The sequence below is a fragment of the Streptomyces katrae genome, from assembly GCF_000717655.1.
In the GTDB taxonomy this organism is placed as follows: domain Bacteria; phylum Actinomycetota; class Actinomycetes; order Streptomycetales; family Streptomycetaceae; genus Streptomyces; species Streptomyces katrae_B.
The window spans coordinates 86,972-113,099 of sequence record NZ_JNZY01000026.1; the positions used below are offsets into that span (position 1 = coordinate 86,972).

Here is a 26,128-nt window from a genome sequence, read left to right on the forward strand (position 1 = left end):
GTAGACCTTGTGGGACCAGTCACACCACGGGCATCGGGGGCAGAGCCATGCGCAGGCAGGGAACGAGCCGTACGACGAACCGTAGAAGCAGCCGCGCCGCCGCCTGGACGGCACTCGCGGCCGCGGGCGCCCTCGCGCTGAGCGCGTGCGGGGACGGCGGGGGCAAGAAGGACGGCCCGCCGCAGGGCGGGGAGGCGCCCACGGCCGGGCAGCGGGTGGAATTACCGAAGCTGAACGGCGAGAAGCTGGAGGTCGCGGCGGTCTGGACGGGGCCGGAGCAGGCGAACTTCACGAAGGTCCTGAAGGAGTTCGAGAAGCGGACGGGTGCCACGGTCACCTTCGTCCCGGCCCAGGACCCGATCGTCACCTTCCTCGGTACGAAGATCGCGGGCGGCCAGCCGCCGGACGTGGCGCTGCTGCCGCAGGTCGGGGCCCTGGTCTCGGCGGTGCAGAACAAGTGGGTGCAGCCGGTCGGCCCGGAGGCCAAAGCGCAGCTCGACAAGAACTACTCGGACGGCTGGAAGAAGCTCGGCGCGGTCGACAGCACCCAGTACGGGGTGTACTACAAGGCCGCCAACAAGTCGCTGGTCTGGTACAACGCGAAGGCCTTCGAGGCGGCGGGCGTGCAGCCGCCGAAGACCTGGAAGGAGCTGCTGACCGCGGCCGACACCCTCTCCGCGTCCGGTACCCCGGCCGTCTCGGTGGCCGGTGCGGACGGCTGGACCCTGACGGACTGGTTCGAGAACGTCTACCTCTCGCAGGCGGGCCCGCAGAAGTACGACCAGCTCTCCAAGCACCAGATCAAGTGGACGGACGACAGCGTCAAGCAGGCGCTGACCACCCTCGGCGAGCTGTTCGGGCGCAAGGACTTCCTGGCGGGCGGCCCGAGCGGGGCGCTGGCCACCGAGTTCCCGAAGTCGGTGACGCAGACCTTCACCGGGGGCGACCGGCCGGCGGCCGCGATGGTCTACGAGGGCGACTTCGTGGCGGTGAACATCGGGCAGACCGAGGCGAAGGTGGGCGAGGACGCCCTCGTCTTCCCGTTCCCGGCGGTCGGCGGCAAGGCGCCGGTGGTCTCGGGCGGCGACGTCGCGGTCGCGCTGAAGCCGTCGGCCGGGGCGCAGGCGCTGCTGACGTTCCTGGCCTCACCGGACGCGGCGGAGATCCAGGCCCGCGAGGGCGGTTTCGTCTCCCCGAACAAGTCCGTCGACCCGAAGGCCTATCCGAACGACATCCAGCGGGACATCGCCAAGGCCCTGATCGCGGCGGGCGACGACTTCCGCTTCGACATGTCGGACCAGGCCCCGGCGGCATTCGGCGGGACCCCGGGCGCGGGCGAGTGGAAGGCGCTGCAGGACTTCCTGGCGAACCCGTCGGACGTGGCGGGCATCCAGGCCAGACTGGAGGCGGACGCGGCCAAGGCCTACGGGAACTGATCCCGTGGCAGCCAAGGCCACCGCGCCCACCAAGGCCATACCCGCCTCGGCTTCACGGTCCTCGGAGGCCCGGCGCCGCCGCATCGTCGCGGCGGCGTTCCTCCTGCCCGCCCTGGTGCTGCTCGGCGCGCTCGTCGTGCACCCCATCGGCTATTCGGTCTACCGCAGCCTCTTCGACCGCTCCGGCGACACGTTCGTGGGCGGCGGCAACTACCGGGAGATCCTGCACGACGACACGATCCGCACGGCCCTGAAGAACACGGCGCTGTGGGTGGTGCTGGCGCCGACCACGGCCACCGCCCTCGGCCTGATCTTCGCGGTGCTCACCGAACGGGTGCGCTGGGGCACGGCGTTCAAGCTGCTCGTCTTCATGCCGATGGCGATCTCGATGCTGGCCGCGGGCATCATCTTCCGGCTCGTGTACGACCACGACCCCGACCGGGGGGTCGCGAACGCGGTCTGGGTCGGGGTCCACGACACGTTCGCGGAGTCCTCCGCCTTCCCGAAGGCCCGTCCGGGCCGCGACTCCCCGCTGGTCCCGGCCGCCGGAGCCGCCGCGGGCGGCTTCACCACCCGGGATCCCGTACGGGCGGGCGTACCGGTGCTGCTCCCGCTGGTCGGCGTGGCCCCTGAGGACCTGCCCGAGGGGACCCGTACGGCCCGGGCCGCGCCCGCCGAGCCCGGCAAGGTCACCGGGACGGTCTGGCAGGACTTCACCCGGGGCGGCGGCGGCCGGACGAACGGCGTCGACCCGACCGAGTCCGGCTTCGCGGGGATGCGGATCGAGGCGGTCGAGGACGGCAAGGTGGTCGACTCGGCGACCGCCCGCGCCGACGGCACCTTCGCCCTGTCCGCGAAGGCCGACGGAGCGCTGCTGCGGCTGCCGGCGTCGAACTTCCGGGAGGCGTACGCGGGGGTGGAGTGGCTCGGCCCGACGCTGGTGACCCCGGCGGTGATCGGGGCGTACGTCTGGATGTGGGCCGGTTTCGCGATGGTGCTGATCGGGGCCGGGCTGGCCGCCGTACCGCGGGAGCTGCTGGAGGCGGCGCGGGTGGACGGCGCGAACGAGTGGCAGGTGTTCCGCCGGGTCACGGTGCCGCTGCTGGCGCCCGTGCTGGCGGTCGTCCTCGTCACCCTCGTCATCAACGTGATGAAGATCTTCGACCTGGTCTTCGTGATCGCCCCGGGCTCGGTGCAGGACGACGCGAACGTGCTCGCCCTCCAGCTGTACCGCACCTCCTTCGGCACCGACGCCGATCCGGGCCTGGGCAGCGCCATCGCCGTACTGCTGCTGGCGCTGGTGGTCCCGGTGATGCTCTACAACATCCGCAGGCTGCGGAAGGAGGGTTCCCGATGAGCGCCTCCGCCCAGGCCCGCCCGGGAGCACGTGCCGGTGCCCGCCCCGTTCCCCGCGCCGGTGCGCGGGCCGGCCGGCTCGCGGCCGGCGCGGCGGCGGGGGCCGTCCGCGTGTTCCTGGTACTGGCCGCGCTGTTCTGGCTGATGCCCACCCTGGGGCTGCTGATCTCCTCGTTCCTCTCCCCCACCGGCCTGAACAAGGGCGGCTGGTGGCAGGCGCTGACCGCGCCGACGCGGCTGACGTCCGACAACTACGAGCGGCTGCTGGCCAACGACACCATCACGGGTGCGCTGCTCAACACGGTGGCCATCGCCGTCCCGGCGACGCTGCTCGTGCTCGTGCTGGGCGCGTTCGCCGGATACGCCTTCGCCTGGCTGGAGTTCCCCGGCCGGGACTGGCTGTTCCTGGTCGTGGTGGGGCTGCTCGTCGTCCCCGTGCAGGTGGCGCTGATCCCGGTCTCGGAACTCTTCGGCGCCATCGGGCTGTTCGAGACCACGGCCGGGGTGGTCCTTTTCCACACCGCGTTCGGGCTGCCGTTCGCCGTGTTCCTGCTGCGCAACTTCTTCGCGGAGATCCCGCGCGAGCTGCTGGAGGCCGCCCGCCTCGACGGGGCGGGCGAACTGCGGCTGTTCTCCCGGGTGGTGCTGCCGCTGGGCGGGCCGGCGATCGCCTCGCTCGGCATCTTCCAGTTCCTGTGGGTGTGGAACGACATGCTGGTCGCGCTGGTCTTCGCGGACTCGGCGAACCCGCCGGTCACGGTCGCCCTCCAGCAGCAGGTCCGGCAGTTCGGCAACAACATCGACGTGCTGGCGCCCGGCGCGTTCCTGTCGATGCTGGTGCCGCTCGTGGTGTTCTTCGCCTTCCAGCGGCAGTTCGTCACGGGGGTGATGGCCGGAGCGGTCAAGTGACCCGACAGCCCCACCGATCCCGTAAGACTCCGGCAGCCCGGTTGACGTGCGGCGTTGACGCTCGGTAACCCGAATGCCACACGCTGCGTAACCCGATCGCCACGCCGGGGGTTGCCGGGCAATATGCCCGCGCCGACCTCTGGATGTGCCGTGCCCCGGTTCAGCGTCATCGTGCCCGCGTACGAGGTTCAGGCATACCTCCAGGAGAGTCTGGACTCGGTCCTGTCCCAGTCCTGCCCGGATCTGGAACTGATCGCGGTGGACGACGCCTCCCCGGACGCCTGCGGCTCGATCATCGACGAGTACGCGGCGCGGGACGCCCGGGTGACCGCCGTGCACCTGGCGCACAACCTCGGCCTGGGCCCGGCCCGCAACGCGGGCCTGGCCCGGGCGACCGGCGACTACCTGATCTTCCTCGACGGCGACGACACCCTCGCCCCGGGCGCCCTGCAGGCCATCACCGACCGGCTCAAGGACACCGGCTCCCCCGACGTCCTCGTCTACGACTACGCGCGCACCTTCTGGACGGGGGAGCTGGTGCGCAACCGCCTCGCGCACCGGCTGTCCGAGGAGGGCCCGGCCAGCTTCCGGCTCGCGGACCGCCCGGCCCTGCTCGGCATGCTGATGGTCGTCTGGAACAAGGCCTACCGCCGCGAGTACGTGGAGCGCGAGGGCCTGGAGTTCCCGCCCGGGTTCTACGAGGACACCCCCTGGACCTACCCGGCGCTGCTGGCCGCCGAGTCCCTCGCCGTCCTGGACCGGGTGTGCGTGCACTACCGCCAGCGGCGCACCGGCTCGATCCTGACCACCACCAGCCGCCGCCACCTCGACATCTTCGACCAGTACGACCGGGTCTTCGGGTACCTCGCCGGCCGGCCCGAGCTGGAGCGCTGGCGCCCCACCGTGCACCGGCGGATGGCCGAGCACTTCTGCGCCCTGTACGCGGACCCGCACCGCCTCCCGCGTACGAGCCGCGCCGAGTTCTTCCACCGGGCCTCGGGGCTGCTGCGCCGCTACCGGGCCGCCGGCTCGCGGCCGCTGGCCCTGTCGCGCACCGACCGGCTCCGGCACACCCTGATGCGGTTCGGGGTGCGCCGGACGTACCGCACGCTCTCGCTGCTCCGCTCGGCCGCGCTGGCGGCGGGGCGCATGGGGGCGTCGCTGTGGCGGGGCCTGCGCGAGAGCGCGCTGCGCCTGCACTACCGCGTCCAGCGGCTGCTGCCGCTGCGCCCGGAGCTGGCGGTCTTCTCCGCGTACTGGCACGGCGGCTACGCCTGCAACCCGGCGGCCGTGGAGGCCAAACTGCGCGAGCTCGCGCCCCGGATGCGGACGGCGTGGATCTGCGACCCTCAGTACGCGGCGACGCTCCCGCCGCAGACGGCGATGATCCGCCCCGGCTCCGCCGCGTACTGGACTGCGCTCGCCAGGGCCACGTACCTCACCACGAACGTCAACTTCGACCGCGCCCTGGTCAAGCGGCCGGGCCAGGTGCTGCTGCAGACCCAGCACGGCACCCCGCTCAAGCGGGTCGGCCTGGACCTCCAGGACCGGCCCGCGGCCACTCCCACCACGGATTTCGCGGGCCTGCTGCGCGGCGCGGACCAGTGGGACTACCTGCTCTCCGCAAACCGGCACTCCACCCTGGTGTGGGAGAAGGCGATCCCCTCCTCGTACACCACGCTCGAGTACGGCTACCCGCGCAACGACGCCTTCCACCGGGCCGCCCTGGACGACGTCCTGGCGCTGCGCGAGCGCCTCGGCATCCCGGCGGGCTCGACGGCGGTCCTGTACGCGCCGACCCACCGCGACTACCGGCGCAGCCGGCCCGAGCACCTCGACTTCGAGCGGGTGCTGCGCGACCTGGGCCCGCGCTTCACGATCCTGGCGCGTACGCACCTGACGTACGCGGACGCGCCCGGCCGGCAGGTGCGCCACCCGCGCCTGGTCGACGTCTCCGCGTACCCGTCGGTGGAGGAGCTCTGCCTGGCCTCGGACGCGCTGGTGACGGACTACTCGTCCCTGATGTTCGACTACGCGGCACTGGACCGGCCGATCGTGATCCACGCGGACGACTGGGAGGCGTACGAGGCCGCCCGCGGCACCTACTTCGACCTGCGGTCGTGCCCGCCGGGAGCGATCGCCCGGACCGAGGACGAGCTGGTGGACATCTTCGCCACCGGCCACTGGCAGGGCTCGCGTTCGGCGCAGCTTCGGGCGGCGTTCCGCTCCCGTTTCTGCTCGTACGACGACGGCCGCGCGGCCGAGCGCGTCGTCCGCCGTGTCTTCCTGGGCCAGCCGGCCGCGGTCCCGCCGGTCGTCCCGCTCGCGGAGCGCCGCCCCGCTCCGACGGCCCCGTCCCCGGCCGCGTGCGCCACCCGCGAACCCATACTGGCCCCGCTGACAACTCCCGGTCTCCGGCCGTAGCCGTGCCGTTGTCCCGTTCCGATTAATCGGCCCGCGGAGCGGCTTCTTCTGGGCCACTATGGGAGCGCCTTGCTTGTGTGTCGATCGTCGGGCGTCCCCACACGGAAGAGGTATCACCATGGCGTTGACCGGACCGTGGAACGCGGAGTTAGCCAGCCGGCTCGTGGAATCGAACTTCGTTCAATGGCAGTACGGTGCACGTTTCCTGCCCACCGCTTCCGTCCCGCTGCACCCGGCGGTCGAGGAGGCGAGCCGGCTGGTCCCCGAGAGCGGCGTCGAGCGGCATCCGTTCTTCGCCCTGGCCGGGGCGTCGCGGCCGGCCCTGGAGTTCTGGGTCACGCAGGAACTGTTCGTCACCGGGGTGTTCGCGCAGCTGCTCGGCCTCACGTCGAGCGCGCTGGTCAACGTTCACCAACGGGCCCGTTTCAACCTGGTGTTGCAGGGGGAGCACGGAGGCGTGAAGGACGGGGTCGCACGGGCGTCCCACCCGTGGCTGCTGCACAAGCTGGCGCACAGCATGGGCATCGTGCCCGACTCCGTCACACCGGCCGAACCGACCTACGAGTTCCTGCGGGACCTGGCGTCCTCCATGAGCTCCCCGATCAGCGCGCTGGGCGCGCTCGGAGTGGGAAACGAGCAGATGCTGGTCCCGGAATACGGGGCCGTCAAAAGTGCTTTCGAAAACGCGGCACCGGATGTGGACCACGGCGATTTCCTGAACGCCAACATCTATGAGGATACGGAACACTCGGCGCTCATCGCGCATATAGCATCCGAGCTGATCGCGCACGATCCGTCGCTGGCCGAGGACTACTTGACGGCCGCCCGTAGCTCTGTCACCGCGCGGATGCGGTATTACGACAGGTTGGCCGATCTCTTCACATGACCATCAGTCACTATCCGACGTTTGGGGTATCGCGTGGCCGATCTGGGAAAGATCCTCGTAACGGGCAGCAGCGTGGCGCAGAAGCACCTCGACCGGCTGTCCGAGTCCGGCTTCCGGGTGCACTCGGTCCCGGGCCTGCTCAGCGAGGACGAGCTGGGCACGGAGCTGGAGTCGTGCACCGCCTACCTGCTGGGCGGGGATGAGTTCGCCTCCCGCGCAGCGCTCACCCGGGCCAAGTCGCTGAAGGTCGTGGGCTTCCTGGGGGTGGGCTACCAGTCCTTCGTCGACGCCGATGCCGCGGCCGAACTCGGCATCGCCGTGACGAACACCCCCGGAACGCTCACCAACAGCGTCGCCGAGTTCACGGTGGGCCTGCTCCTCGCCCAGCGCCGGCAGATCCCTTCGTACGCCGACGACTTCCGTTCCGGGCGCTCGGGAGGCGAGGAGAAGCAGCACGACCTCGCGGGGCACCGGCTCGGCATCATCGGCCTGGGCGCGATCGGCACCCGTATCGCCGAGATCGGCGCGCTGGGGCTGGCGACGGAGACGGCGTACTTCTCCCGGACCCGCAAGCCCGAGGTCGAGGAGCGCCTGGGCATCGCGTACAAGGACCTGCCGAGCCTGCTGTCCTGGGCCGAGAACGTGATCGTCATGGTGCCGGACACCCCGGAGACGCGGGGCATGATCGGCGTGGACGAGGTGGCGCTGCTGCCGGCCGGCGGGATCACCCTCGTCAACACGGCGCGGCCCTCCGTGGTCAGCCCGGCGGCGCTGCTCCAGGGCCTGAAGAGCGGGCGCATCCACACGGCGGCGTTCGACGGCTTCTACGATGCGGACGTCCCCGAGACGGCGGAGCTGCTGGCGCTGCCCGCATCGAAACTGCTGGTCACCGGGCACATCGGCTCGCTGACCCACGACGCCCGCGATGCGATGGCCGTCAAGTGCATCCAGTCCATCGTCAACGTGGTGACGGGAGAACAGGACTCCTACGTCGTCAACCGGAGCAGCTGAGCATGGGCTCCGCACTCGTCGTCGTCGGAGCGGGCGTCATAGGCTGCGCGGTCGCCGCGGCGGCGAGCGACCTCTTCGACAAGGTCGTGCTCCTGGACGCCCGGCCGGACACCGGGCTGGCGGCGAGCTGGGCGGCCATCGGCGGGATCACACCTCAGAGCGACGACTTCTGCCGCGGCCCGCTGCGGCAGTTCGCCGAGGCGAGCCGGCGGATGTACCCGCAGTGGCTCGCGGGGCTGGAGGCCGGATCCGGGATCGCGGTGCCGTTCCTGGACTCCGGGCTCCTCCAGGTGGCCCTGGACCCCTCGGAGCGGCAGCGGGTCCACGAGCAGCTGGTCCCCCAGTGGGTGGAACAGGGCTTCCGGGTCGAGCAGCTCGATGCGCGGACCACGGCGGATGCCGAGCCTCTGCTGTCGCCGGCCGTGCTGTCGGCCGTACGGCTGCCGAGCGAGGGGGCCCTGGAGCCACGGGTGCTGATGTCCGCGCTGCGGGAGGTGCTGCGCCGGGACCCGCGGATCGAGGTCGTGGCGCGGGCCAGGGTGCAGGCCGTGACGCCGGGCGCCCGGGGTGTCGAGGTGCTGCTGGAGGGCGGTGACGTCGTCCGGGGGGACCGGTGCGTGGTGGCCGCGGGGGCGTGGAGCTCCGAGCTCGTGCCCACCCGGCCCGGCGGGCAGTTCCCCGTACGGGGCCAGGCCGCCGAGCTGGTGGTGCCGGGCGGCGGGGGCTATCCGCTGCGCCACCACGTGTACTGCAAGGTCGCCTTGGACGACACCACGGTCTCGTCGTACGTGGTCCCGCGCCACGACGGCCGGGTGGTGGTCGGCGTGACGTACGACCAGGGCCGCTGGGACGAGGAGCCGGAGGACCATGCGACCGAGCGGCTGCTGGCCGCACTGCAGCTGGTGGTGCCGGCCTCGCGGGACTGGCGGCTGACCGGTTCCTGGGCCGGGATCCGGCCCGGGACGGCCGACGGCTACCCGCTGGTGGGGAACGCCGACTCCGACGGCAGGGTCGTCATGGCGACCGGGCACTTCGGCGTCGGGATCACTCTCGCCCCGATCACGGCGGCGCTGGTACGGAGCATCCTGTCCGGGGCCGCGCTGACGGCCGGCCAGGCGGATGCCCTGCGTGTGATGGACCCGCGGCGATTCCTGTGAGGTGCGTACCGAGTGGCGGCAGCAGACCTGAAGGTCATATGGCGTAGCGGGGCGATGCGCTGGGGGCTCCTGGCCGTGGTGGTCCTGCTCCTGTCCCTTCCGTTGTGGGGGCTGAAGCCGTACGGCAAGAAGTTCGACCACGACGCGGCGGGCACTTGGGGGGACTGGGTCAGCGGGGTGGGCCAGGTCGGTGCGGTCACGGCCGCGGTCGGCACCGTCCTGCGCTCCGAGAACCGGGATCGCAGGAGGCAGCGCACCGCCGCGGCCGCCTGGATGACGGTGCTCTCGGACGACGGCCAGCCGTACTGGGCGGTGCAGGTGGAGAACTCCACTTCCTTGCCGGTCTTCCGGTGGCGGGCGGACAGCCCGGACGGCTCGGTGCACCTGTGCCACGAGGACCTGGGGCCGCTGGTCCCGGGCCGGTCGGACTACGAGGTCCCGCTGGACGTGCAGCCGGACCAGAGCCGGGCGCTCCCGCTGAAGTTCGTGTTCGTTGACAGCGATGGGCGGTTCTGGAGCCGGTCGGAGCTGGGGGGCATCACCGCCGTCCCCGAGCCCGTGTCCTGGCATCCGGCCGGCCCGTGATGGGTGAGTGAGGTGACATGGCCCCTGAAGAGGGTTCCGGGCCCCAGGAGACGCGCCGGGCCCGGCGCATCGACCCGTCGGCGCCGCGCGGGACGGGCGGCCGCGTACCGGACCAGCCGGCTCCGGCGGGTCCGGCCGGTCCATCGGGCCCGGCGGGCCCGGCCGGTCCCGCTGCGCCGGACCCGCCTCCGGCTCCTGACCCGACCGCGGGCCCGGAGCCGCGGGAGCTTCCCGTGGAGCTGGTCCACTACCTGGGCGCGCTGCGCGCCCTGTCGGCGACCAGCCAGGAGGGCGCGGACGCCGTCGCCTTCCCCGACCGTCCGCTGGACGCGGTCTGGATCCCCCGGGAGGTGCGGGAGATCGACGCGCTGGCCCGGACCGCCCCGCCGGGCGACGAGGACACGCCGGGCCTGCCCCTCGACGGCATCGTCCTGCACGGCGCGGGCCGCTCCGTGGTGCTCATCGGGCCGCCCTGCTCCGGGCGCACCTCGATCTGCACGCACTACGCCTCGCTGCTCGCGGAGCGGGCGCTGGACGGCGATGCGGAGGCGCCCGTACCGCTGCTCGTCAACGCCCTCGACGTGCCCGCGCAGGGCGACTTCGCGGCGACCGCCGAGGCCATCACGGACGCCGCCGTCACCCGTTCGGGGATCGGGGTCTACGGCGGCACCGCACGCACCCTGCTGCGGGGCTCGCTCGACCGGGCGTTCCTCTTCGTGGACGGCGTGGAGGACGTGCCCCTGCACGGCCACGCGAGTTCCGACAACTGGTCGCCGCGTACCGTCCTGCAGACCCTGGCGCAGCTCCACGTGCACTACCGGAACCTGCGCGTCCTCGTGACCATCTCGGATTCGGGCTGGTTCTCCGCCGAGTGCGCGCGGGCGCGCGACGTCAGCGCCTACTTCCTTCGGCCGCCCAAGCAGCGCGACCTCGAGAACTACATCACCGGATGGTTCACCACCTGATGACCCCGCACGAAGGAAAGCTCTCGGAGCGGCTCATCGCCGCGATCCGGGGCGACAGCGCCCTCGCCTCGGCCGCCCGCGTCCCGTACCTGCTGCACCTCCTGGTCGTCTCCACGGAGCGCAACCACGAGGTCCCCACGTCCGTCGGGCACTTCTGCCGGCTGGCCTCGGAGGAGTTCCTGCACAAGCGTCCCCGCAGGCGCGCCGCGGCCGCCGCGGAGCCGTGCCTCCTGCGGCCCGGCTACGACACGGAGATCCAGCGGATCATCGAGGAAGTCGGCTTCTCCATCACCACGCTGAGGTCCGCGCAGGCCGAGGCGAACTCCATCTCCGCGGCGGCCGTCCACGAGCCGATCCTGCGGGCGCTGGGCGAGGAGCGGGAATTCCTCGACGCGTACCCGGCCGTGGTCGACTACGTGCAGTTCCTCAGGAAGGGTCACGGGATACTCGCGGTCGACGCGGCCACCCAGCTCTCCTTCAGGGAGAACCTCTTCCGCGACTACTTCGCCGGCTGCGCGCTGGCGCGCCGGGACTCGGAGACCATCGTCGGCCTGTGCCGCCATCCCATCTGGCACGCCCCGCTGCGCTACTGGGCCAGCGCCCAGACCACGGCCGAGGGGCACCGCCTGGTCACCGGCACGGCGGCCGAGCTGGCGGGCGCCGCGCAGGAGGCGGGGGACGAGGGGCTGCCGCTGTGGCTGCTCGCCGGCGAACTGCTCGTGATCCTCGCGGCGGCCCGGCCGAACGCGGAGCCGTCGGGGCTCGTACGGCAGCTGCGGCGCTCGGTCTCGGACGCCGTCGCCGTCGCCCGCGGGGACCGGGGGCAGGATCTGGAGACCCGGGCGCGCGCGGCCACCGTACAGGCACAGCTCAACCCGTCCACCTGGGAGGAGAGAGCGCGCACCTTCCTCGCCCACAGCTGCGTCATACCGGCGGGCGAATACCCCATCGGCTCCACGACCCCGCTCAACTCGCAGGACGACAAGTACCGGCACATCGACTGGTTCCCGCAGCGCATGGAGACCATCGGCTCCTTCCGGATCTCCACGCTGCCCGTCACCAACCGGGACTACGCGCAGTTCGTCGCCTCGGGCGGGTACCGGGACCTGGACTGCTGGCCGGACGGACCGGCGCGGCTGTGGGTCAGCCACGACCCGTCCTTCATCGACGCGCCGGACGGACCGCGCGCCGGGTCGACGGACACCCAGCGGATCCATCTGAGCAAGGAGATGCGGGAGGGCATCGTCGACGAGGAGTCCCTCCAGGAGTACGTGGACCAGCTGCTGCTGCGCCGGGTGCCGCTCTACTGGTGGGACCCCCGCTACAACCAGCCCACCCAGCCGGTCGTCGGGGTCAACTCGTGGGAGGCGCTGGCGTACTGCCGCTGGCTGACGAAACGGCTGCGCGAGCGGAACGTGCTGGACGAACACAGCTACGCGGACATCCCCACCGAGGCCGAATGGGAATGCTCCTGCCCGGGCCGGCCGGCCTCCGACCCCTACCCGTGGGGAAGCGAGTGGGAGGAGGGCATGGCCCATGTCCGCACCGCGCAGGGCTGGACCCAGCGCTCCGTGCCCGTGGGCCTGTTCCCCTGGGCGGCCGGGGAGGGCGGGCCCCAGGACATGATCGGCAACGTCTGGGAGTGGACGCGGTCCCTGGCCTGGTCGTACGGCGACACCCGGCCCGGCCGTGAGGACCTGCGGGCCCCCGGCGACCGCATCGTCCGCGGGGGCTCCTGGTTCTCCCGCGAACAGCGCGCCCGCATGGTCCAGTTCCGCTCGTACGACCCGCCCCAGAACGCGTACGTGGACCTGGGCTTCCGCGTGGCGTTCTACACCCGCTAGTCCGCGGTCCCCGGCTTCGGCGGCCCCCTCGTCCGTGTCAGGACGACGGGGCCGTGAGGCCCGCCACCACCGATCGGGCCAGGTCGTCCAGGTACTGCGCCGACACGGCGTCGCGCACGACGACCTGCCGCCAGTAGAGCGGGCCGATCGCCAGGTCCAGCGCCCGGCCCGGGTCCGTTCCCGCCGCGAGTTCGCCCCGCGCCACCGCCTCCGAGACGATCCCCTCGGCCATCCGCCGCTCCCCCTCCAGCAGGGCGCCGCGCACCGCGTCCGCGATCTCCGGATTGCGGGCCGCCTCGACCAGCAGGTCCGGGATCACCGCCGAGGCGACCGGGTGCCGCAGCACGTGGGACATCACCTCGAGCAGGGCCCGTACGTCCCCGTACAGCGAGCCCGTGGCCGGCACCGGCAGGCCGTCCACCGCGAAGGCCCCCACCAGGTCGAGCACCAGGTGCAGCTTCGACTTCCAGCGCCGGTAGACGGCCGTCTTGCCGACGCCCGCGCGCCGGGCGATCCCCTCGATGGACATCCGCGAGAACCCGACCGCGGCCAGTTCGTCCAGTACCGCGGCCCGGATCGCCTCGGTCACGTCCTCGCGCAGGACGGCGGCCCCGGCGGGGGCACGGCGGGCGGGAGCAGGGGCGGGAGCGGTGCCGGCGGCAGGGTCGGTGGTCATGCACAGAGCATAGCCGGGCACGCCGGGACCAGCCCGTCACGACGATACGGTTGCGTTCCGACGTACTGCGCCCTAACCTCGCCGTAGCGACGATACGGACCCGTCCCATCGCCGGCCGACGCCCCGACCCCGTCGAAAGCGACCCCCGTGACAGTGACCACCCACCCCGCCGAACCGGCGACGGAACCGACGGCACCCGCCTCGCTCGCAGCACTGGCGGCGGCCCACGGCCTGACCGTCAGCGGCGCCCGCCCCCCGCTTCCGAGCTACGTGCGCCGGCTCTGGGCCCGCCGTCACTTCGTGACCGCGTACGCCACCGCCCGGATGCACGCCACGTACAGCACGGCCCGGCTCGGCCAGGTCTGGCACCTGGCGACCCCGCTGCTCAGCGCAGCCGTCTACTACTTCATCTTCGGCATCGTGATGAACGCCGGCCACGACGTGCCGGACTACGTCCCGTTCCTGATCACCGGCGTCTTCGTCTGGGACTTCATCGGCAGCTCCATCAACGCCTCGACCCGTGCCGTGCACAGCAACCTCGGCCTGGTCCGCGCCCTGCACTTCCCGCGCGCCAGCCTGCCGCTGTCGACCGTGTTCCAGCTCTTCCAGCAGCTGCTCGTCACCATGGGCGCGCTCGTCCTGCTCCTGCTCGCCTGCGGCCAGACCCCGGCGCCGAGGTGGCTGCTGGCCGCTCCCGCCCTGGCCCTGATGGCCGTCTTCTGCGCCGGCGTCGCCATGGTCATGGCCCGCATCGGCAGCAAGAACCCGGACGTCAGCCAGCTGATGCCGTTCATCCTGCGCACGTGGATGTACTCCTCCGGGGTCATGTGGTCCATCGACCACATGCTCAGTAAGGACCACCTCGCGCACTGGGTCACCGTCGTGCTCAAGACCAACCCGGCAGCCGTCTACATCGACCTGATGCGCTACGCGCTGATCGACAGCTTCGACCCGCACGCGCTCCCGCACCACGCATGGGCGATCGCCGTCGGCTGGGCCCTGCTCGCCGGCGTCGGCGGATTCATCTACTTCTGGAAGGCTGAGGAGGAGTACGGCCGTGGCTGACACCGCAACCGCCCCCGCACACCGCGCACCGTCCGCGGCGGTCGACGACACGCGCGTCCCCACCGTCATCGCCGACGACGTCCACGTCGTCTACAAGGTGCACGGCTCCGGTGGCCGCAAGGGCGGCGCCACCGCCGCCCTCAGCCGGATCTTCTCCCGCAAGCCGGCCCCCGGCATGCGCGAGGTGCACGCCGTCAAGGGCGTCACCTTCGTCGCGTACAAGGGCGAGGCCATCGGCCTGATCGGCTCCAACGGCTCGGGCAAGTCCACACTGCTCTCCGCGATCGCCGGCCTCCAGCCCGTGGCACGCGGCAGGATCTACTCCCACGGCCAGCCCTCGCTCCTCGGCGTGAACGCCGCCCTGATGAACGACCTCACCGGCGAGCGCAACGTGGTCCTCGGCGGCCTCGCGATGGGGATGTCCAGGCAGCAGATCCACGAGCGCTACCGGGGCATCGTCGACTTCTCCGGCATCAACGAGAAGGGCGACTTCATCTCCCTGCCCATGCGCACCTACTCCTCCGGCATGGGCGCCCGGCTGCGCTTCTCCATCGCCGCCGCCAAGGACCACGACGTCCTGATGATCGACGAGGCCCTCGCCACCGGCGACGCCGCCTTCCAGCGCCGCAGCCAGGCCCGCATCGAGGAGCTCCGCGAGCGCGCCGGCACCGTCTTCCTCGTCAGCCACGGCATCGGCACGGTCCGCGAGACCTGCGACCGGGCGATCTGGCTGGAGGCCGGCGTCCTGCGCATGGACGGCCCCTCCGCCGAGGTCTGCGACGCGTACGAGAAGTTCACCTCGGGCCGCTGACCCCGTCGCCGCCACCCCCTACGAGAACGGGCGGCCCCGGGACCATCAGGTCCCGGGGCCGCCCGTTCAGCCGTTGCGGCGGGGCGCAGCGACTAGGCGTGGGCCCGCAGCAGCGAGCGCATCGTCCGCATCGCCACGGACAGGTTCGCCAGGTCGAAGTCGTCCGACCCCCGGATCTCGTCCAGGGTCGTCCGGGCCCGGCTGATGATCGCCGCGTTCTTCTCCTCCCACGCCTTGAAGCGCTCCTCGGGAGTCGAGTCGCCGTTGCCCACCGCCAGCACGTCGGCGGTCAGCGCCGCGTGCGCCGCGAACAGGTCCTCGCGGATCGAGGCGCGGGCCATGGACTGCCAGCGGTCGGCCCGGGGCAGCTCGATGATCCGGTCCATCAGCTGCGTGATCTCCAGGCGGTCGGCGAGGTCGTAGTACACCTCGGCGACACCCAGCGGGTCGACGCCGGTGCGGTCCGAGATCGCGACGATGTCCAGCGTCGGGAAGGCCGAGGAGAATCCGGCGACCTTGGCCGCCAGCTCCTCCGGCACGCCCTCGCCGGTCAGCTCGTCCATGATCGACTGGTACCACTCGAGGTCGGCGCCGCGCACCAGCTTGGGCACCTCGGACCAGACCGTGCTCACCCGGTCGGCGAAGAGCTCGATGGTCTCGGTGATCTGGAGCGGCTGCGGCCGGTTGTTCAGCAGCCAGCGGGTACCGCGCTCGACCAGGCGCCGCGAGTGCAGCCGCACCCGGGTCTGGACGTCGGCCGCGACCTTGTTGTCCAGCGCCTCGACCGCGTCCCACACCTCGGCCAGGCCGAAGATCTCGCGGGCCGAGAGCTGCGCCCGGACGATCTCCTCCGTGGAGGCGCCGGTCTCCTCGCGCAGCCGGTGCAGGAAGGTCGAACCACCGGTGTTGACGGTGTCGTTGACCAGCAGCGTCGTGATGATCTCGCGGCGCAGGGCGTGCGCGTCGATCTGCTCGGGGAACTGCCCGCGCAGGGCCGCCGGGAAGTACGCGTGCAGCAGGCGGCGCAGGTACGGGTCGTCCGGCAGCTCGGTGGCGATGAGCTCGTCCGCCACCGTGATCTTGGTGTAGGCGAACAGGACGGCCAGCTCCGGCTGGGTCAGGCCCTTGCCGTTGTTCAGCAGCTCGCGGATCTGCCGGTCGGGGGGCAGGAACTCCAGGCTCCGGTCCAGCAGGCCGGCCGTCTCCAGGCGGCGCATGAAGCGCTGCTGGGCGTGCAGCAGGCTGGGGGCCTGGGCGATGCCGTTGGCGAGGGCCGTGTTCTGCGCGTAGTTGTTGCGCAGCACCAGGTGGCCGACCTCGTCGGTCATCTCCGCCAGCAGCTTGTTGCGCTGCTTGACGGTCATGTCCCCGTCCGTGACGACCGCGTTGAGCAGGATCTTGATGTTCACCTCGTGGTCGGAGGTGTCCACGCCCGCGCTGTTGTCGATGGCGTCGGTGTTGACCTTGCCGCCCTCGCCGCCGGCGCCGATCCGGGCGAACTCGATCCGGCCGAGCTGGGTCAGGCCCAGGTTGCCGCCCTCGCCGATGACCTTGGCCCGGACGTCGCCGCCGTTGACGCGGATGGCGTCGTTGGCCTTGTCGCCGACGTCCGTGTGCGTCTCGGTCGACGCCTTGACGTACGTACCGATGCCGCCGTTCCACAGCAGGTCCACGGGGGCCTGCAGGATCGCCTTCATCAGGTCGGCCGGGGTCATCTTGGTGACGCCCGCCTCGATCCCGAGGGCCTCGCGGACGTGCGCGTTGACCGGGATGGACTTCGCCGAGCGCGGGTGGATGCCGCCGCCCGCGGAGAGCAGCTCCGCCTTGTAGTCGGCCCACGAGGAGCGCGGCAGCTCGAACAGGCGCCGGCGCTCGGCGTACGAGGTCGCCGCGTCCGGGGTCGGGTCGAGGAAGATGTGCCGGTGGTCGAACGCGGCGACCAGGCGGATGTGCTCGGAGAGCAGCATGCCGTTGCCGAACACGTCGCCGGACATGTCGCCGACGCCGACGACCGTGAAGTCCTCGCTCTGGGTGTTGTGGCCGAGCTCGCGGAAGTGCCGCTTGACGGACTCCCAGGCGCCGCGGGCGGTGATGCCCATGCCCTTGTGGTCGTAGCCGGCCGAGCCGCCCGACGCGAACGCGTCGCCCAGCCAGAAGCCGTACGACTCGGCGACGCCGTTGGCGATGTCGGAGAAGGTCGCGGTGCCCTTGTCGGCGGCGACGACGAGGTAGGTGTCGTCCTCGTCGTGGCGGACCACGCCGTTCGGGGGCACGACCACGCCGCCGACCATGTTGTCGGTGATGTCGAGCAGCGCCGAGATGAAGATCTTGTACGAGGCGATGCCCTCGGCGAGCCACGCGTCGCGGTCCACCGACGGGTCCGGCAGGTTCTTGGCGACGAAGCCGCCCTTGGCACCGACCGGCACGATGACGGTGTTCTTGACCATCTGCGCCTTGACCAGGCCGAGGATCTCCGTACGGAAGTCCTCGCGGCGGTCGGACCAGCGCAGGCCGCCTCGGGCGACCTTGCCGAAGCGCAGGTGGACGCCCTCGACGCGCGGGGAGTACACCCAGATCTCGTAGGCCGGGCGCGGGGCCGGGAGCTCCGGGATGGCCTGCGGGTCGAACTTCATCGACACGTACGCGTGCTGCTCGCCCGCGTCGTTGAGCTGGAAGAAGTTGGTGCGCAGGGTCGCCTTGATCAGCGTGAGGAAGGACCGCAGGATCCGGTCCTCGTCCAGCGAGGCGACCTGGTCCAGGGCCCCGGCCAGCTCCTCCAGCATGGCGTCGATGAGCTCGGTGCCGGCGGACTGGCGGCCGGGCGACAGCCGGGCCTCGAAGAGCGAGATCAGCAGCCGGGTGGTGTGGACGTTGTTGCGGAGGGTGTCCTCCATGTAGTCCTGGCTGAAGTTCACGCCGGCCTGGCGCAGGTACTTGGCGTACGCGCGCAGCACCACGGCCTGGCGCCAGGTGAGCCCGGCGCTCAGCACCAGGGTGTTGAAGTTGTCGTTCTCGGCGTCGCCCTGCCAGACCGCGGTGAAGGCGTCCTGGAAGCGCTCGCGGGCGTCGTCGCCGAGGTAGGCGGCGTCGCCGTTGCCGGCGGGCAGCGGCATCCGCAGGCCGAAGTCGTAGATCCACGCGTTGCTGCGGTCGCTGCAGCGCAGCTCGTACGGGCGCTCGTCGGTGACCTCGACGCCCAGGCGCTGGAGCACGGGCAGCACCGCGGACAGCGAGACCTGCTCACCGGTGCGGTAGATCTTGAACCGGCGCTCGCCGGGGGCCGCGCCGACCGGCTCGTACAGCGAGAGGGCGAACTGCCGGTCGCTGGCGGAGAGCCGCTCGATGTGGCAGAGATCGGCCACGGCCGCGCGCGGCGAGTGGTCGGCCTTGTAGCCCTCGGGGAAGGAGGTGCCGTACTTGCGCAGCAGTTCGGCGGCGCGCTCCTCGCCCAGCTCGGCGACCAGGGCCTCGCCGAAGCCGTCGGCCCAGGACCGGGCGGCCTCGACCAGGCGGGTCTCGAGGCGCTCGACGTCGGCGTCGGTCAGCGCGGGCAGCTCCGTGCCCTGCGGGACGCGGACCACGAAGTGGATGCGGGAGAGGATCGACTCGGTGTTCCAGGCGGTGAAGTCGACGCTGCTGCCGCCGAGCTCCTCCTTCAGGATGTCCATCAGGCGCAGCCGGACGCCGGTGGTGAACCGGTCGCGCGGCAGGTAGACGAGCGCCGAGTAGTAGCGCCCGTACTCGTCCTGGCGCAGGTACAGCCGCAGCCGGCGGCGCTCCTGGAGGTACAGGACGGAGGTGGCGATCTCGCGGAGCTTGTCGACCGGCGTCTGGAACAGCTCGTCGCGCGGGTAGGTCTCCAGGATCTGCAGCAGGTCGCGGCCGTCGTGGCTGCTCGGCGAGAAGCCGGCGCCTTCGAGGACCTCCGCGACCTTGCGGCGGATGACCGGGACGCGCCGTACGGACTCGGTGTACGCGGCGGAGGAGAACAGGCCGAGGAAGCGGCGCTCGCCCACGACGTTGCCCTCGGCGTCGAACTTCTTGACGCCGACGTAGTCGAGGTACGAGGGGCGGTGCACGGTGGAGCGGCTGTTGGCCTTGGTCAGCACCAGCAGGCGGTGCTCGCGGGCCTTGGCGCGGGCGTCGGCCGGCAGCCGGTTGAAGGACGGCGAGACCGGGTGGCCGTCGTCCTTGCCGCTGTGGTGCGGGTCGGAGCGCAGGATGCCGAGGCCGGTGCCGGGGACGGCGGCCAGCGAGTCGCCGTCGACCAGGTTGTACTCGCGGTAGCCGAGGAAGGTGAAGTGGTCGTCGGAGAGCCAGCGCAGCAGTTCACGGGCCTCTTCGAGCTCGTACTCGCGCAGGTCCGGGGCGACCGGCTCGTCGGGCAGGGCGTCGGCGATGCGCAGCGCGGCGTCGCGCATCTTCTCCCAGTCCTCGACGGCCTCGCGGACGTCGGACAGGACGCGCTTGAGATCGTCGTTGATCTGCTTCAGGTCGGCGCGGTCGGTCTCGCGGTCGATCTCGACGTGGATCCAGGACTCGACGAGGGAGTCGTGGGGGCGCGCGGTCTTGGGGCCGTGCGCGTCGCAGTCGGGGCCGAGGATCTCGATGAGCTTGCCGGTCACGTCACGGCGGACGACGACCTGCGGGTGGATCACGACGTGGATGCCGCGGCCCTGCCGGGACAGCTCGTTCGTCACGGAGTCCACGAGGAACGGCATGTCGTCGGTGACGACCTCGACGACCGAGTGGCTGGACGTCCAGCCGTTCTCCTCGACCGTGGGGGTGTGGACGCGCACGTTCGCGGTGCCCTGCGGCCGGTTCTCGGCGAGACGGTAGTGCGAGAGCGCCGCCCCGAACACGTCGACCGGGTCCCGGTCGAGGAGGTCCTCCGGGGCGGTGTGCAGGTAGTAGCGCTGGAGGTAGGCGAGAGTGGTGTCCCGGTCAGGGCGCTTTCCCTGCTCGGCCCCAGTCGGAAGTAGCCCCCCGGCCGGGCTGTGCTCAGCTACCCGGGCCGCCCGCGCGAGCAGCTCGGCCTTTGCTTCGTCCAGCTTGGTCTGCATGTCCTCTGGCTCCTGTCGCGCGCCATTGCGTGACGTAGGTGAAGGAAGGAATGGCAGGGCGCCGCGACGCGGGGTGACCGCAGGGGATCGGCGCTCTGCCGTGATGTGAGGCGGCCGGGAAGGAACTGGCCATGATCGGCTGCGGCTCCCGGCAGCAGGGATCAGCGAAGGCCCGGGCACGGTCGTGCGCCGGGCGCTGGCCGGAGGCGTCAATGCCTCCGATGACTATCGCGCTGATCACGGGTACCAGGCTATCTCGCCTGACCCCCTGTCCGTCACGCACCGGATCTGTACAAAAGCAGGTCCCGAACTTTGACGTTGTGCGCAGTGACGGGGGCATATGCAGCACGTATTTATTCGGCCAGTCGGCGAGCAGCGGATACGGCTTCTGCCAGCGTGTCGACGACGGTGACACCCGCCGATTCCAGACTGCGTCGGCTGTGCGAACCACCCGTGTAGAGGACGGCTCTCGCACCGACGTGCGCAGCGGCCAGGGCATCGTCCACGGCGTCCCCGATGAGGACCGTACGGGCGGCGGTCACGCCCGTCTGCTCCAGTGCCGCCAAATGGCGTACGAGATGTCCTGCCTTGCTCGTGTGCGAGGGGCCGGTACGGCCGTCGACGCGCAGGAAGTGCCGGTCGATGCCGTGCGCCTGTACGAGCGGTACGAGCTTCTCGTGGGGCGCCAGGGAGAGCAGGGACTGCGTGAGCCCGTCGGCCTGCCAGTCGCGCAGGAGCTCGCGGGCCCCCTCGGCGAGCCCGGCGGCGTCGGCGGCGGCCCAGTAGTGGCGGTGGAACGTGGCGTCCATGACCTCCCACTCGGCGTCGGTGGGCAGCCGTCCCATCAGCCGCTCGTAGAACTTCGGGACGGGTACGACGTACAGCTCGCGGTAGCGCTCCAGGGTGATCGGAGCGAAACCGAACTCGGCGAAGGAGGCGTTGGTGGCGACGATCACGGCGTCGATGTCGTGCAGCAGCGTGCCGTTCCAGTCCCAGACTATGTGGACGGAGGCGGCGGGGTCGGCCGGGATACCGGAAGCGATCACTTGAGCAGCCCCGGGATCTCCTGGACGCCGAACCACAGCAGCTCGTGGTCCTCGGCGCCGTCCACGGCGAACTGCGCGTCGTCGTCCCCGCTTTCAGCGGCCCCGAGGGCAGCGGCGGCGGCCGTCACGTCGCCCAGGGCGTCATCGGCGTCCACGTGCACGGCGGCGGCCACGGAGAGGCGTACGGCGGCGGCGAGGGTCACCTGGCCGAGGGTGGCCTCGTCGCCCCCGGGGGTCGCGGCGGCGGCCTTGTCGTCCACGTCGACGGCGACGACGACCCGCTTGCGCGGGGCGGCCGCGTCCTCGGCGAGCATCCGGAGGGAGGCCGCGGCGGCCCGGCCGAGGGCGGCGTACTCCAGCTCCTCCAGGTCGTCCGACACGCACCACTCCCGCAGGCCGGGCGTGACGGCGTACGCACGCAGCGGGGCGGGGCCCAGCTCACCCGCCCTGTGCGCCTCGGCGAGCCCGGGGAGGGTCAGGGGGACGTACACGCGCATGGCCGGCTGCTTTCGGTAGTCGGAAACGCCCTCAGGATACGACTTGGCGGAACTCCGCCGGGTGACGGCTCCGGTCCCCCTTCGGGCTCCCGTCCGGCGCCCGGATTCCGTCCACCGCGTGCCGCTGTGAGGCGTGGCGACCGGCCGGGGGCGGCGCGGCGCCCACCCAAATAGGTGAACGGGTCCCGGCCCGCGCGGGCCCCGCGGACGCCGTTGCGGAGGGTGGTCACGGCCCGTAGAAGTCCCCTACCAAGTTACCGCCCGGTACCGCCGGGCCCGGACTTCTCGGGGAAACCGCCATGACCAGGACCAGGAACACCACCCGGCCCCCCGGCCGCCACGACCAGCGCCGCCCCCGCATGCCGCGGGGCCCGCACGACTGGTTCGCGGAGCGGCTGCTGGCCGTGGTCAGCGGCCAACGGCCGGTCCACTCGCTGCTGGGCCACACGATCGGCCCGGCCTACGACCAGCTGGTCACCCTGGCCCCCACGGCCCCGCTCCGGGACCGGCTCCGCCCGGTCCTGCGCCAGTGCGGCCGCTTCCACCCGGGCCCGGGCGTGATCGAGGCCTTCGCCCGCATCACGACGGGCGACCGCGTCTCGGCGATGGCCTTCCGCCTGGAACAGGGCCCGGACCTCCGCTGGCGCTGCGCAGCCGTCGAAATGGCGCCCCTCCCGTGACCGGGGCCCCTACCGGCCGGTTCCGCGCGGGGGTTCGGGGGCCCGGCTCGGGGGCCGGGAAACGCCGCGGGGCCGGACACCGTCTGCGGTGTCCGGCCCCGGCGGGGTGCCCGTGGGGGCAGGGGTCACTTCTTGCGGCGGCGGCCGCCCGCGGCCTTCTGGGCCTTGCGGCGCTCGGCCCGCGTCATCCCGTCACCGGCCTCGTCGGCGTCGAAGTCGCCCTCGACGACCCCGCCCTCGCCGTCCACCGTCGGCGCCGAGAAGTGCAGCCGGTCCGGCCGCTGCGGGGCGTCCAGACCCTTGGCCCGGATCTCCGGCTTCGTCAGCGACGGCGCCGCGTCCTGCACCGGAACCTCCTCGACCTGCTGCTCGACCTGGACCTCCAGGTTGAACAGGTAGCCGACGGACTCCTCCTTGATGCCCTCCATCATGGCGTTGAACATGTCGAAGCCCTCGCGCTGGTACTCGACCAGCGGGTCCTTCTGGGCCATCGCCCGCAGGCCGATGCCCTCCTGCAGGTAGTCCATCTCGTACAGGTGCTCACGCCACTTGCGGTCCAGCACCGACAGGACCACGCGCCGCTCCAGCTCGCGCATGATGTCGGAGCCCAGCGCCTTCTCGCGCGCCTCGTACTGCTCGTGGATGTCGTCCTTGACGGACTCCGCGATGAACTCGGCGGTGATGCCCGCGCGGTCGCCCGCCGCGTCCTCGAGCTCGGCGACCGTGACCTTGATCGGGTAGAGCTGCTTGAAGGCGCCCCACAGCCGGTCCAGGTCCCACTCCTCGGCGAAGCCCTCGACCGTCTCGGCCGCGATGTACGCGTCGATCGTGTCGTCCATGAAGAAGCGCACCTGCTCGTGCAGGTCCTCGCCCTCCAGGACGCGGCGGCGCTCGCCGTAGATCACCTCGCGCTGGCTGTTGAGGACCTCGTCGTACTTCAGGACGTTCTTGCGCGTCTCGAAGTTCTGGGTCTCGACCTGCGACTGGGCCGACGCGATCGCGCGCGTCACCATCTTGTTCTCGATCGGCACGTCGTCCGGCACGTTCGCCATCGACATGACCCGTTCGACCATCTGCGCCTTGAACAGGCGCATCAGGTCGTCGCCCAGCGACAGGTAGAAGCGGGACTCGCCCGGGTCGCCCTGACGGCCGGAGCGGCCGCGCAGCTGGTTGTCGATGCGGCGCGACTCGTGCCGCTCGGTGCCCAGCACGTACAGCCCGCCGAGCGCCTTGACCTCTTCGAACTCGGCCTTCACGGCCGCCTCCGCGCGCTGCAGCGCGGCGGGCAGGGCGTGCGCCCACTCCTCGATGTGCTCTTCCGGGTCCAGGCCCTGCTGGCGCAGCTCCGCCTCGGCGAGGTCGTCCGGGTTGCCGCCGAGCTTGATGTCGGTACCGCGGCCGGCCATGTTCGTGGCAACCGTCACGGCGCCGCGGCGGCCGGCCTGGGCGACGATCGAGGCCTCGCGCTCGTGCTGCTTCGCGTTGAGCACCTCGTGCGGGATGCCCCGCTTGGAGAGCTGCTGCGAGAGGTACTCGGACTTCTCGACCGAGGTGGTGCCGACGAGGATCGGCTGGCCCTTCTCGTGCTTCTCCGCGATGTCGTCGACGACGGCGGCGAACTTCGCGACCTCGGTCCGGTAGATCAGGTCCGGCTGGTCCTTGCGGACCATGTCGCGGTTGGTCGGGATCGGGACGACACCGAGCTTGTAGATCTGGTGGAACTCGGCGGCCTCGGTCATGGCCGTACCGGTCATGCCCGACAGCTTGGTGTAGAGGCGGAAGAAGTTCTGCAGGGTGATCGTGGCGAGGGTCTGGTTCTCGTCCTTGATGTCCACCCCTTCCTTCGCCTCGATCGCCTGGTGCATGCCCTCGTTGTAGCGGCGGCCGGCGAGGATACGGCCGGTGTGCTCGTCGACGATCATGACTTCGCCGTCGATGACGACGTAGTCCTTGTCCTTCTTGAACAGTTCCTTCGCCTTGATGGCGTTGTTCAGGTAGCCGACGAGCGGGGTGTTCACCGACTCGTACAGGTTCTCGATGCCGAGCCAGTCCTCGACCTTGGCGACACCCGCCTCGTGGATGCCGACGGTGCGCTTCTTCTCGTCGACCTCGTAGTCGCCGGTCTCCTCGATGCCCTTGAGCGGCTGGCCGGCCTCGCCCTTCGTGAGGCGGGTGACCAGCTTCGCGAAGTCGGCGTACCACTTCGTGGCCTGGTCGGCCGGGCCGGAGATGATCAGCGGGGTACGGGCCTCGTCGACCAGGATCGAGTCGACCTCGTCGACCACGGCGAAGTTGTGGCCGCGCTGCACCAGCTCGTCCGCCGACCACGCCATGTTGTCGCGCAGGTAGTCGAAGCCGAACTCGTTGTTCGTCCCGTACGTGATGTCGCTGCTGTACTGCTCCCGGCGCTGGGCCGGGGACATGTTCGCCAGGATGCAGCCGACCTCGAGGCCGAGGAACTTGTGCACCCGGCCCATCATCTCGGAGTCGCGCTCGGCGAGGTAGTCGTTCACCGTGATCAGGTGGACGCCCTTGCCGGACAGCGCGTTCAGGTACGCGGGGAGCGTGCCGACGAGGGTCTTGCCCTCACCGGTCTTCATCTCGGCGACGTAGCCGAGGTGCAGCGCGGCGCCGCCCATGATCTGGACGTCGTAGTGCCGCTGGCCGAGGACGCGCTTGGCGGCCTCGCGGACGGTCGCGAAAGCCTCGGGCAGCAGGTCGTCCAGGCTCTCGCCGTCCTGGTGGCGCTGCTTGTACTCGTCCGTGAGCGCCCGCAACTCGGCGTCGGAGAGGTTGACGAAGTCCTCTTCGATGGAGTTGACCTGGTCCGCGATGCGGTGCAGTTTGCGCAGGATCTTGCCTTCGCCTGCACGCATGAGCTTGTTGAAGACGGACACCGAGGTTTGTCTCCTTGCCGGTCGGGCCTGGCACTGGTTCGTACACGGGCACGGAGGGTGGGCCCCACCGCAACGGCCATCGTAAGCGAGGACGCGGTCGCGTCGGGAGGTCCGCACCTTCCGCAGGGCGCGAGCGCCCGGAATGAGAACGTACGGGAGCCGCCGAAGGTGCCGGGGCAGACGAAAAGTGTTCGCCCCCGGCACAGCGGCGGACCAGAATCACCCCATGGAGCCCACCACCCTGAACACCACCCGTCTGGAGCTGCGCCCCTTCGGCCCGGCCGACGAGGACGAGGTCTACGCGGCCTGCCAGGACCCCGACATCCAGCGCTGGACCCTGGTCCCCTCCCCTTACGCGCGCGAACACGCCCGCGGCTTCGTCGGCGAGTTGGTCCCTGGCGGCTGGCGCGACGACACCGCCTACTCCTTCGCCGTCCGCCTCGGCCCCGGCGGCCCGCTGGTCGCGGCCGTCGGCGTCCACGTGCACGAGGTCTTCGGGACGAAGGCGTACGAGATCGGCTTCTGGGCGGTGAAGGAGCACCGCGGGCAGGGGTTCATGACCGAGGCGGTGAGCGCCGTCGCCCGCTGGGCCTTCACCGAGCTGGGCGCCGACCGCCTGGAATGGCGCGCCGAGGTCGGCAACACCGCCTCCCGGGCCGTCGCCGAAAGGGCAGGCTTCCACATGGAGGGCCTCCTGCGGGCCTCCCTGCACCGCGCCGGCTCCGTCCGCGACTCCTGGGTCGGCGCCCTGCTCCCCGGCGACCTCGGCATCACCCCCGCCGTGCCCTACCTTCCGTCGGCCTCCGGCTGACCGGCCGGC

The 26,128-nt window shown here is 71.4% G+C and carries 19 protein-coding genes; 14 read left to right on the top strand and 5 right to left on the bottom strand.

The window, feature by feature from the left end:
• Positions 1 to 47: 47 nt before the first annotated feature.
• The 10 genes from IF09_RS0127515 (at position 48) to IF09_RS42030 (ending at position 12,573) form a co-directional block, all read left to right on the top strand.
• Positions 48 to 1,436 carry an ABC transporter substrate-binding protein gene (locus IF09_RS0127515; protein WP_030300010.1) on the top strand — a complete coding sequence of 463 codons (1,389 nt, stop codon included), beginning with the start codon at positions 48 to 50 and terminating at the stop codon, positions 1,434 to 1,436.
• A 37-nt stretch (positions 1,437 to 1,473) separates the two neighbouring features.
• Positions 1,474 to 2,793 (top strand): carbohydrate ABC transporter permease, encoded by a 1,320-nt coding sequence (locus IF09_RS0127520; RefSeq protein WP_051832973.1) that lies wholly within the window; start codon positions 1,474 to 1,476, stop codon positions 2,791 to 2,793.
• On the top strand, positions 2,790 to 3,701 hold the full coding sequence (locus IF09_RS0127525; RefSeq protein ID WP_030300014.1) for a carbohydrate ABC transporter permease: 912 nt from the start codon (positions 2,790 to 2,792) through the stop codon (positions 3,699 to 3,701). The genes IF09_RS0127520 and IF09_RS0127525 overlap by 4 nt, the downstream gene beginning before the upstream one ends.
• A 150-nt stretch (positions 3,702 to 3,851) precedes the next feature.
• The gene (locus tag IF09_RS0127530) at positions 3,852 to 6,125 is read left to right on the top strand and encodes a bifunctional glycosyltransferase/CDP-glycerol:glycerophosphate glycerophosphotransferase (protein WP_030300016.1); all 2,274 of its coding nucleotides are present in this window, start codon (positions 3,852 to 3,854) and stop codon (positions 6,123 to 6,125) included.
• Positions 6,126 to 6,243: 118 nt separating this feature from the next.
• On the top strand, positions 6,244 to 7,011 hold the full coding sequence (locus IF09_RS0127535) for an iron-containing redox enzyme family protein (protein ID WP_158710071.1): 768 nt from the start codon (positions 6,244 to 6,246) through the stop codon (positions 7,009 to 7,011).
• Between the two features lie 33 nt (positions 7,012 to 7,044).
• Positions 7,045 to 8,022 (top strand): 2-hydroxyacid dehydrogenase, encoded by a 978-nt coding sequence (locus IF09_RS0127540; RefSeq protein WP_030300018.1) that lies wholly within the window; start codon positions 7,045 to 7,047, stop codon positions 8,020 to 8,022.
• Positions 7,953 to 9,179 carry an NAD(P)/FAD-dependent oxidoreductase gene (locus tag IF09_RS0127545; RefSeq protein ID WP_324606870.1) on the top strand — a complete coding sequence of 409 codons (1,227 nt, stop codon included), beginning with the start codon at positions 7,953 to 7,955 and terminating at the stop codon, positions 9,177 to 9,179. The genes IF09_RS0127540 and IF09_RS0127545 overlap by 70 nt, the downstream gene beginning before the upstream one ends.
• A 12-nt stretch (positions 9,180 to 9,191) precedes the next feature.
• Complete coding sequence (locus IF09_RS0127550; RefSeq protein ID WP_158710072.1) at positions 9,192 to 9,764, top strand: hypothetical protein; 573 nt, start codon at positions 9,192 to 9,194, stop codon at positions 9,762 to 9,764.
• 233 nt (positions 9,765 to 9,997) lie between these two features.
• Positions 9,998 to 10,729 (top strand): hypothetical protein, encoded by a 732-nt coding sequence (locus IF09_RS0127555; RefSeq protein WP_030300022.1) that lies wholly within the window; start codon positions 9,998 to 10,000, stop codon positions 10,727 to 10,729.
• The gene (locus tag IF09_RS42030; protein ID WP_051832969.1) at positions 10,729 to 12,573 is read left to right on the top strand and encodes an SUMF1/EgtB/PvdO family nonheme iron enzyme; all 1,845 of its coding nucleotides are present in this window, start codon (positions 10,729 to 10,731) and stop codon (positions 12,571 to 12,573) included. The genes IF09_RS0127555 and IF09_RS42030 overlap by 1 nt, the downstream gene beginning before the upstream one ends.
• 37 nt (positions 12,574 to 12,610) lie before the next feature.
• On the opposite strand, the gene IF09_RS0127565 is transcribed toward IF09_RS42030, so the two are convergent.
• Complete coding sequence (locus IF09_RS0127565; protein ID WP_030300026.1) at positions 12,611 to 13,249, bottom strand: TetR/AcrR family transcriptional regulator; 639 nt, start codon at positions 13,247 to 13,249, stop codon at positions 12,611 to 12,613.
• Positions 13,250 to 13,396: 147 nt separating this feature from the next.
• On the opposite strand from IF09_RS0127565, the gene IF09_RS0127570 reads away from it, so the two are divergent.
• On the top strand, positions 13,397 to 14,314 hold the full coding sequence (locus IF09_RS0127570) for an ABC transporter permease (protein WP_418953077.1): 918 nt from the start codon (positions 13,397 to 13,399) through the stop codon (positions 14,312 to 14,314).
• Positions 14,307 to 15,125: an ABC transporter ATP-binding protein gene (locus tag IF09_RS0127575; protein WP_051832970.1), complete on the top strand. Its 819-nt coding sequence runs from the start codon at positions 14,307 to 14,309 to the stop codon at positions 15,123 to 15,125. The genes IF09_RS0127570 and IF09_RS0127575 overlap by 8 nt, the downstream gene beginning before the upstream one ends.
• A gap of 92 nt (positions 15,126 to 15,217) precedes the next feature.
• Here IF09_RS0127575 and IF09_RS0127580 read toward each other — a convergent pair whose 3' ends face one another.
• From IF09_RS0127580 to IF09_RS0127590, 3 genes are all read right to left on the bottom strand, one after another.
• Positions 15,218 to 20,188 carry an NAD-glutamate dehydrogenase gene (locus IF09_RS0127580; protein WP_030300033.1) on the bottom strand — a complete coding sequence of 1,657 codons (4,971 nt, stop codon included), beginning with the start codon at positions 20,186 to 20,188 and terminating at the stop codon, positions 15,218 to 15,220.
• A 353-nt stretch (positions 20,189 to 20,541) separates the two neighbouring features.
• Positions 20,542 to 21,234, bottom strand: coding sequence for an HAD family hydrolase (locus IF09_RS0127585; RefSeq protein ID WP_234321173.1), 693 nt, complete (start codon positions 21,232 to 21,234; stop codon positions 20,542 to 20,544).
• A complete protein-coding gene (locus tag IF09_RS0127590) occupies positions 21,231 to 21,731 on the bottom strand; it encodes a DUF6912 family protein (RefSeq protein WP_030300036.1) in 501 nt (166 codons plus the stop codon). The genes IF09_RS0127585 and IF09_RS0127590 overlap by 4 nt, the downstream gene beginning before the upstream one ends.
• Positions 21,732 to 22,030: 299 nt before the next feature.
• Between IF09_RS0127590 and IF09_RS0127595 the strand changes: the two genes are divergently transcribed.
• A complete protein-coding gene (locus IF09_RS0127595) occupies positions 22,031 to 22,411 on the top strand; it encodes an Rv3235 family protein (RefSeq protein ID WP_030300038.1) in 381 nt (126 codons plus the stop codon).
• A gap of 125 nt (positions 22,412 to 22,536) precedes the next feature.
• Here IF09_RS0127595 and secA read toward each other — a convergent pair whose 3' ends face one another.
• On the bottom strand, positions 22,537 to 25,308 hold the full coding sequence (gene secA / locus IF09_RS0127600) for a preprotein translocase subunit SecA (RefSeq protein WP_030300040.1): 2,772 nt from the start codon (positions 25,306 to 25,308) through the stop codon (positions 22,537 to 22,539).
• 226 nt (positions 25,309 to 25,534) lie between these two features.
• On the opposite strand from secA, the gene IF09_RS0127605 reads away from it, so the two are divergent.
• A complete protein-coding gene (locus IF09_RS0127605; RefSeq protein ID WP_030300043.1) occupies positions 25,535 to 26,119 on the top strand; it encodes a GNAT family N-acetyltransferase in 585 nt (194 codons plus the stop codon).
• The last annotated feature ends 9 nt before the right edge of the window (positions 26,120 to 26,128 follow it).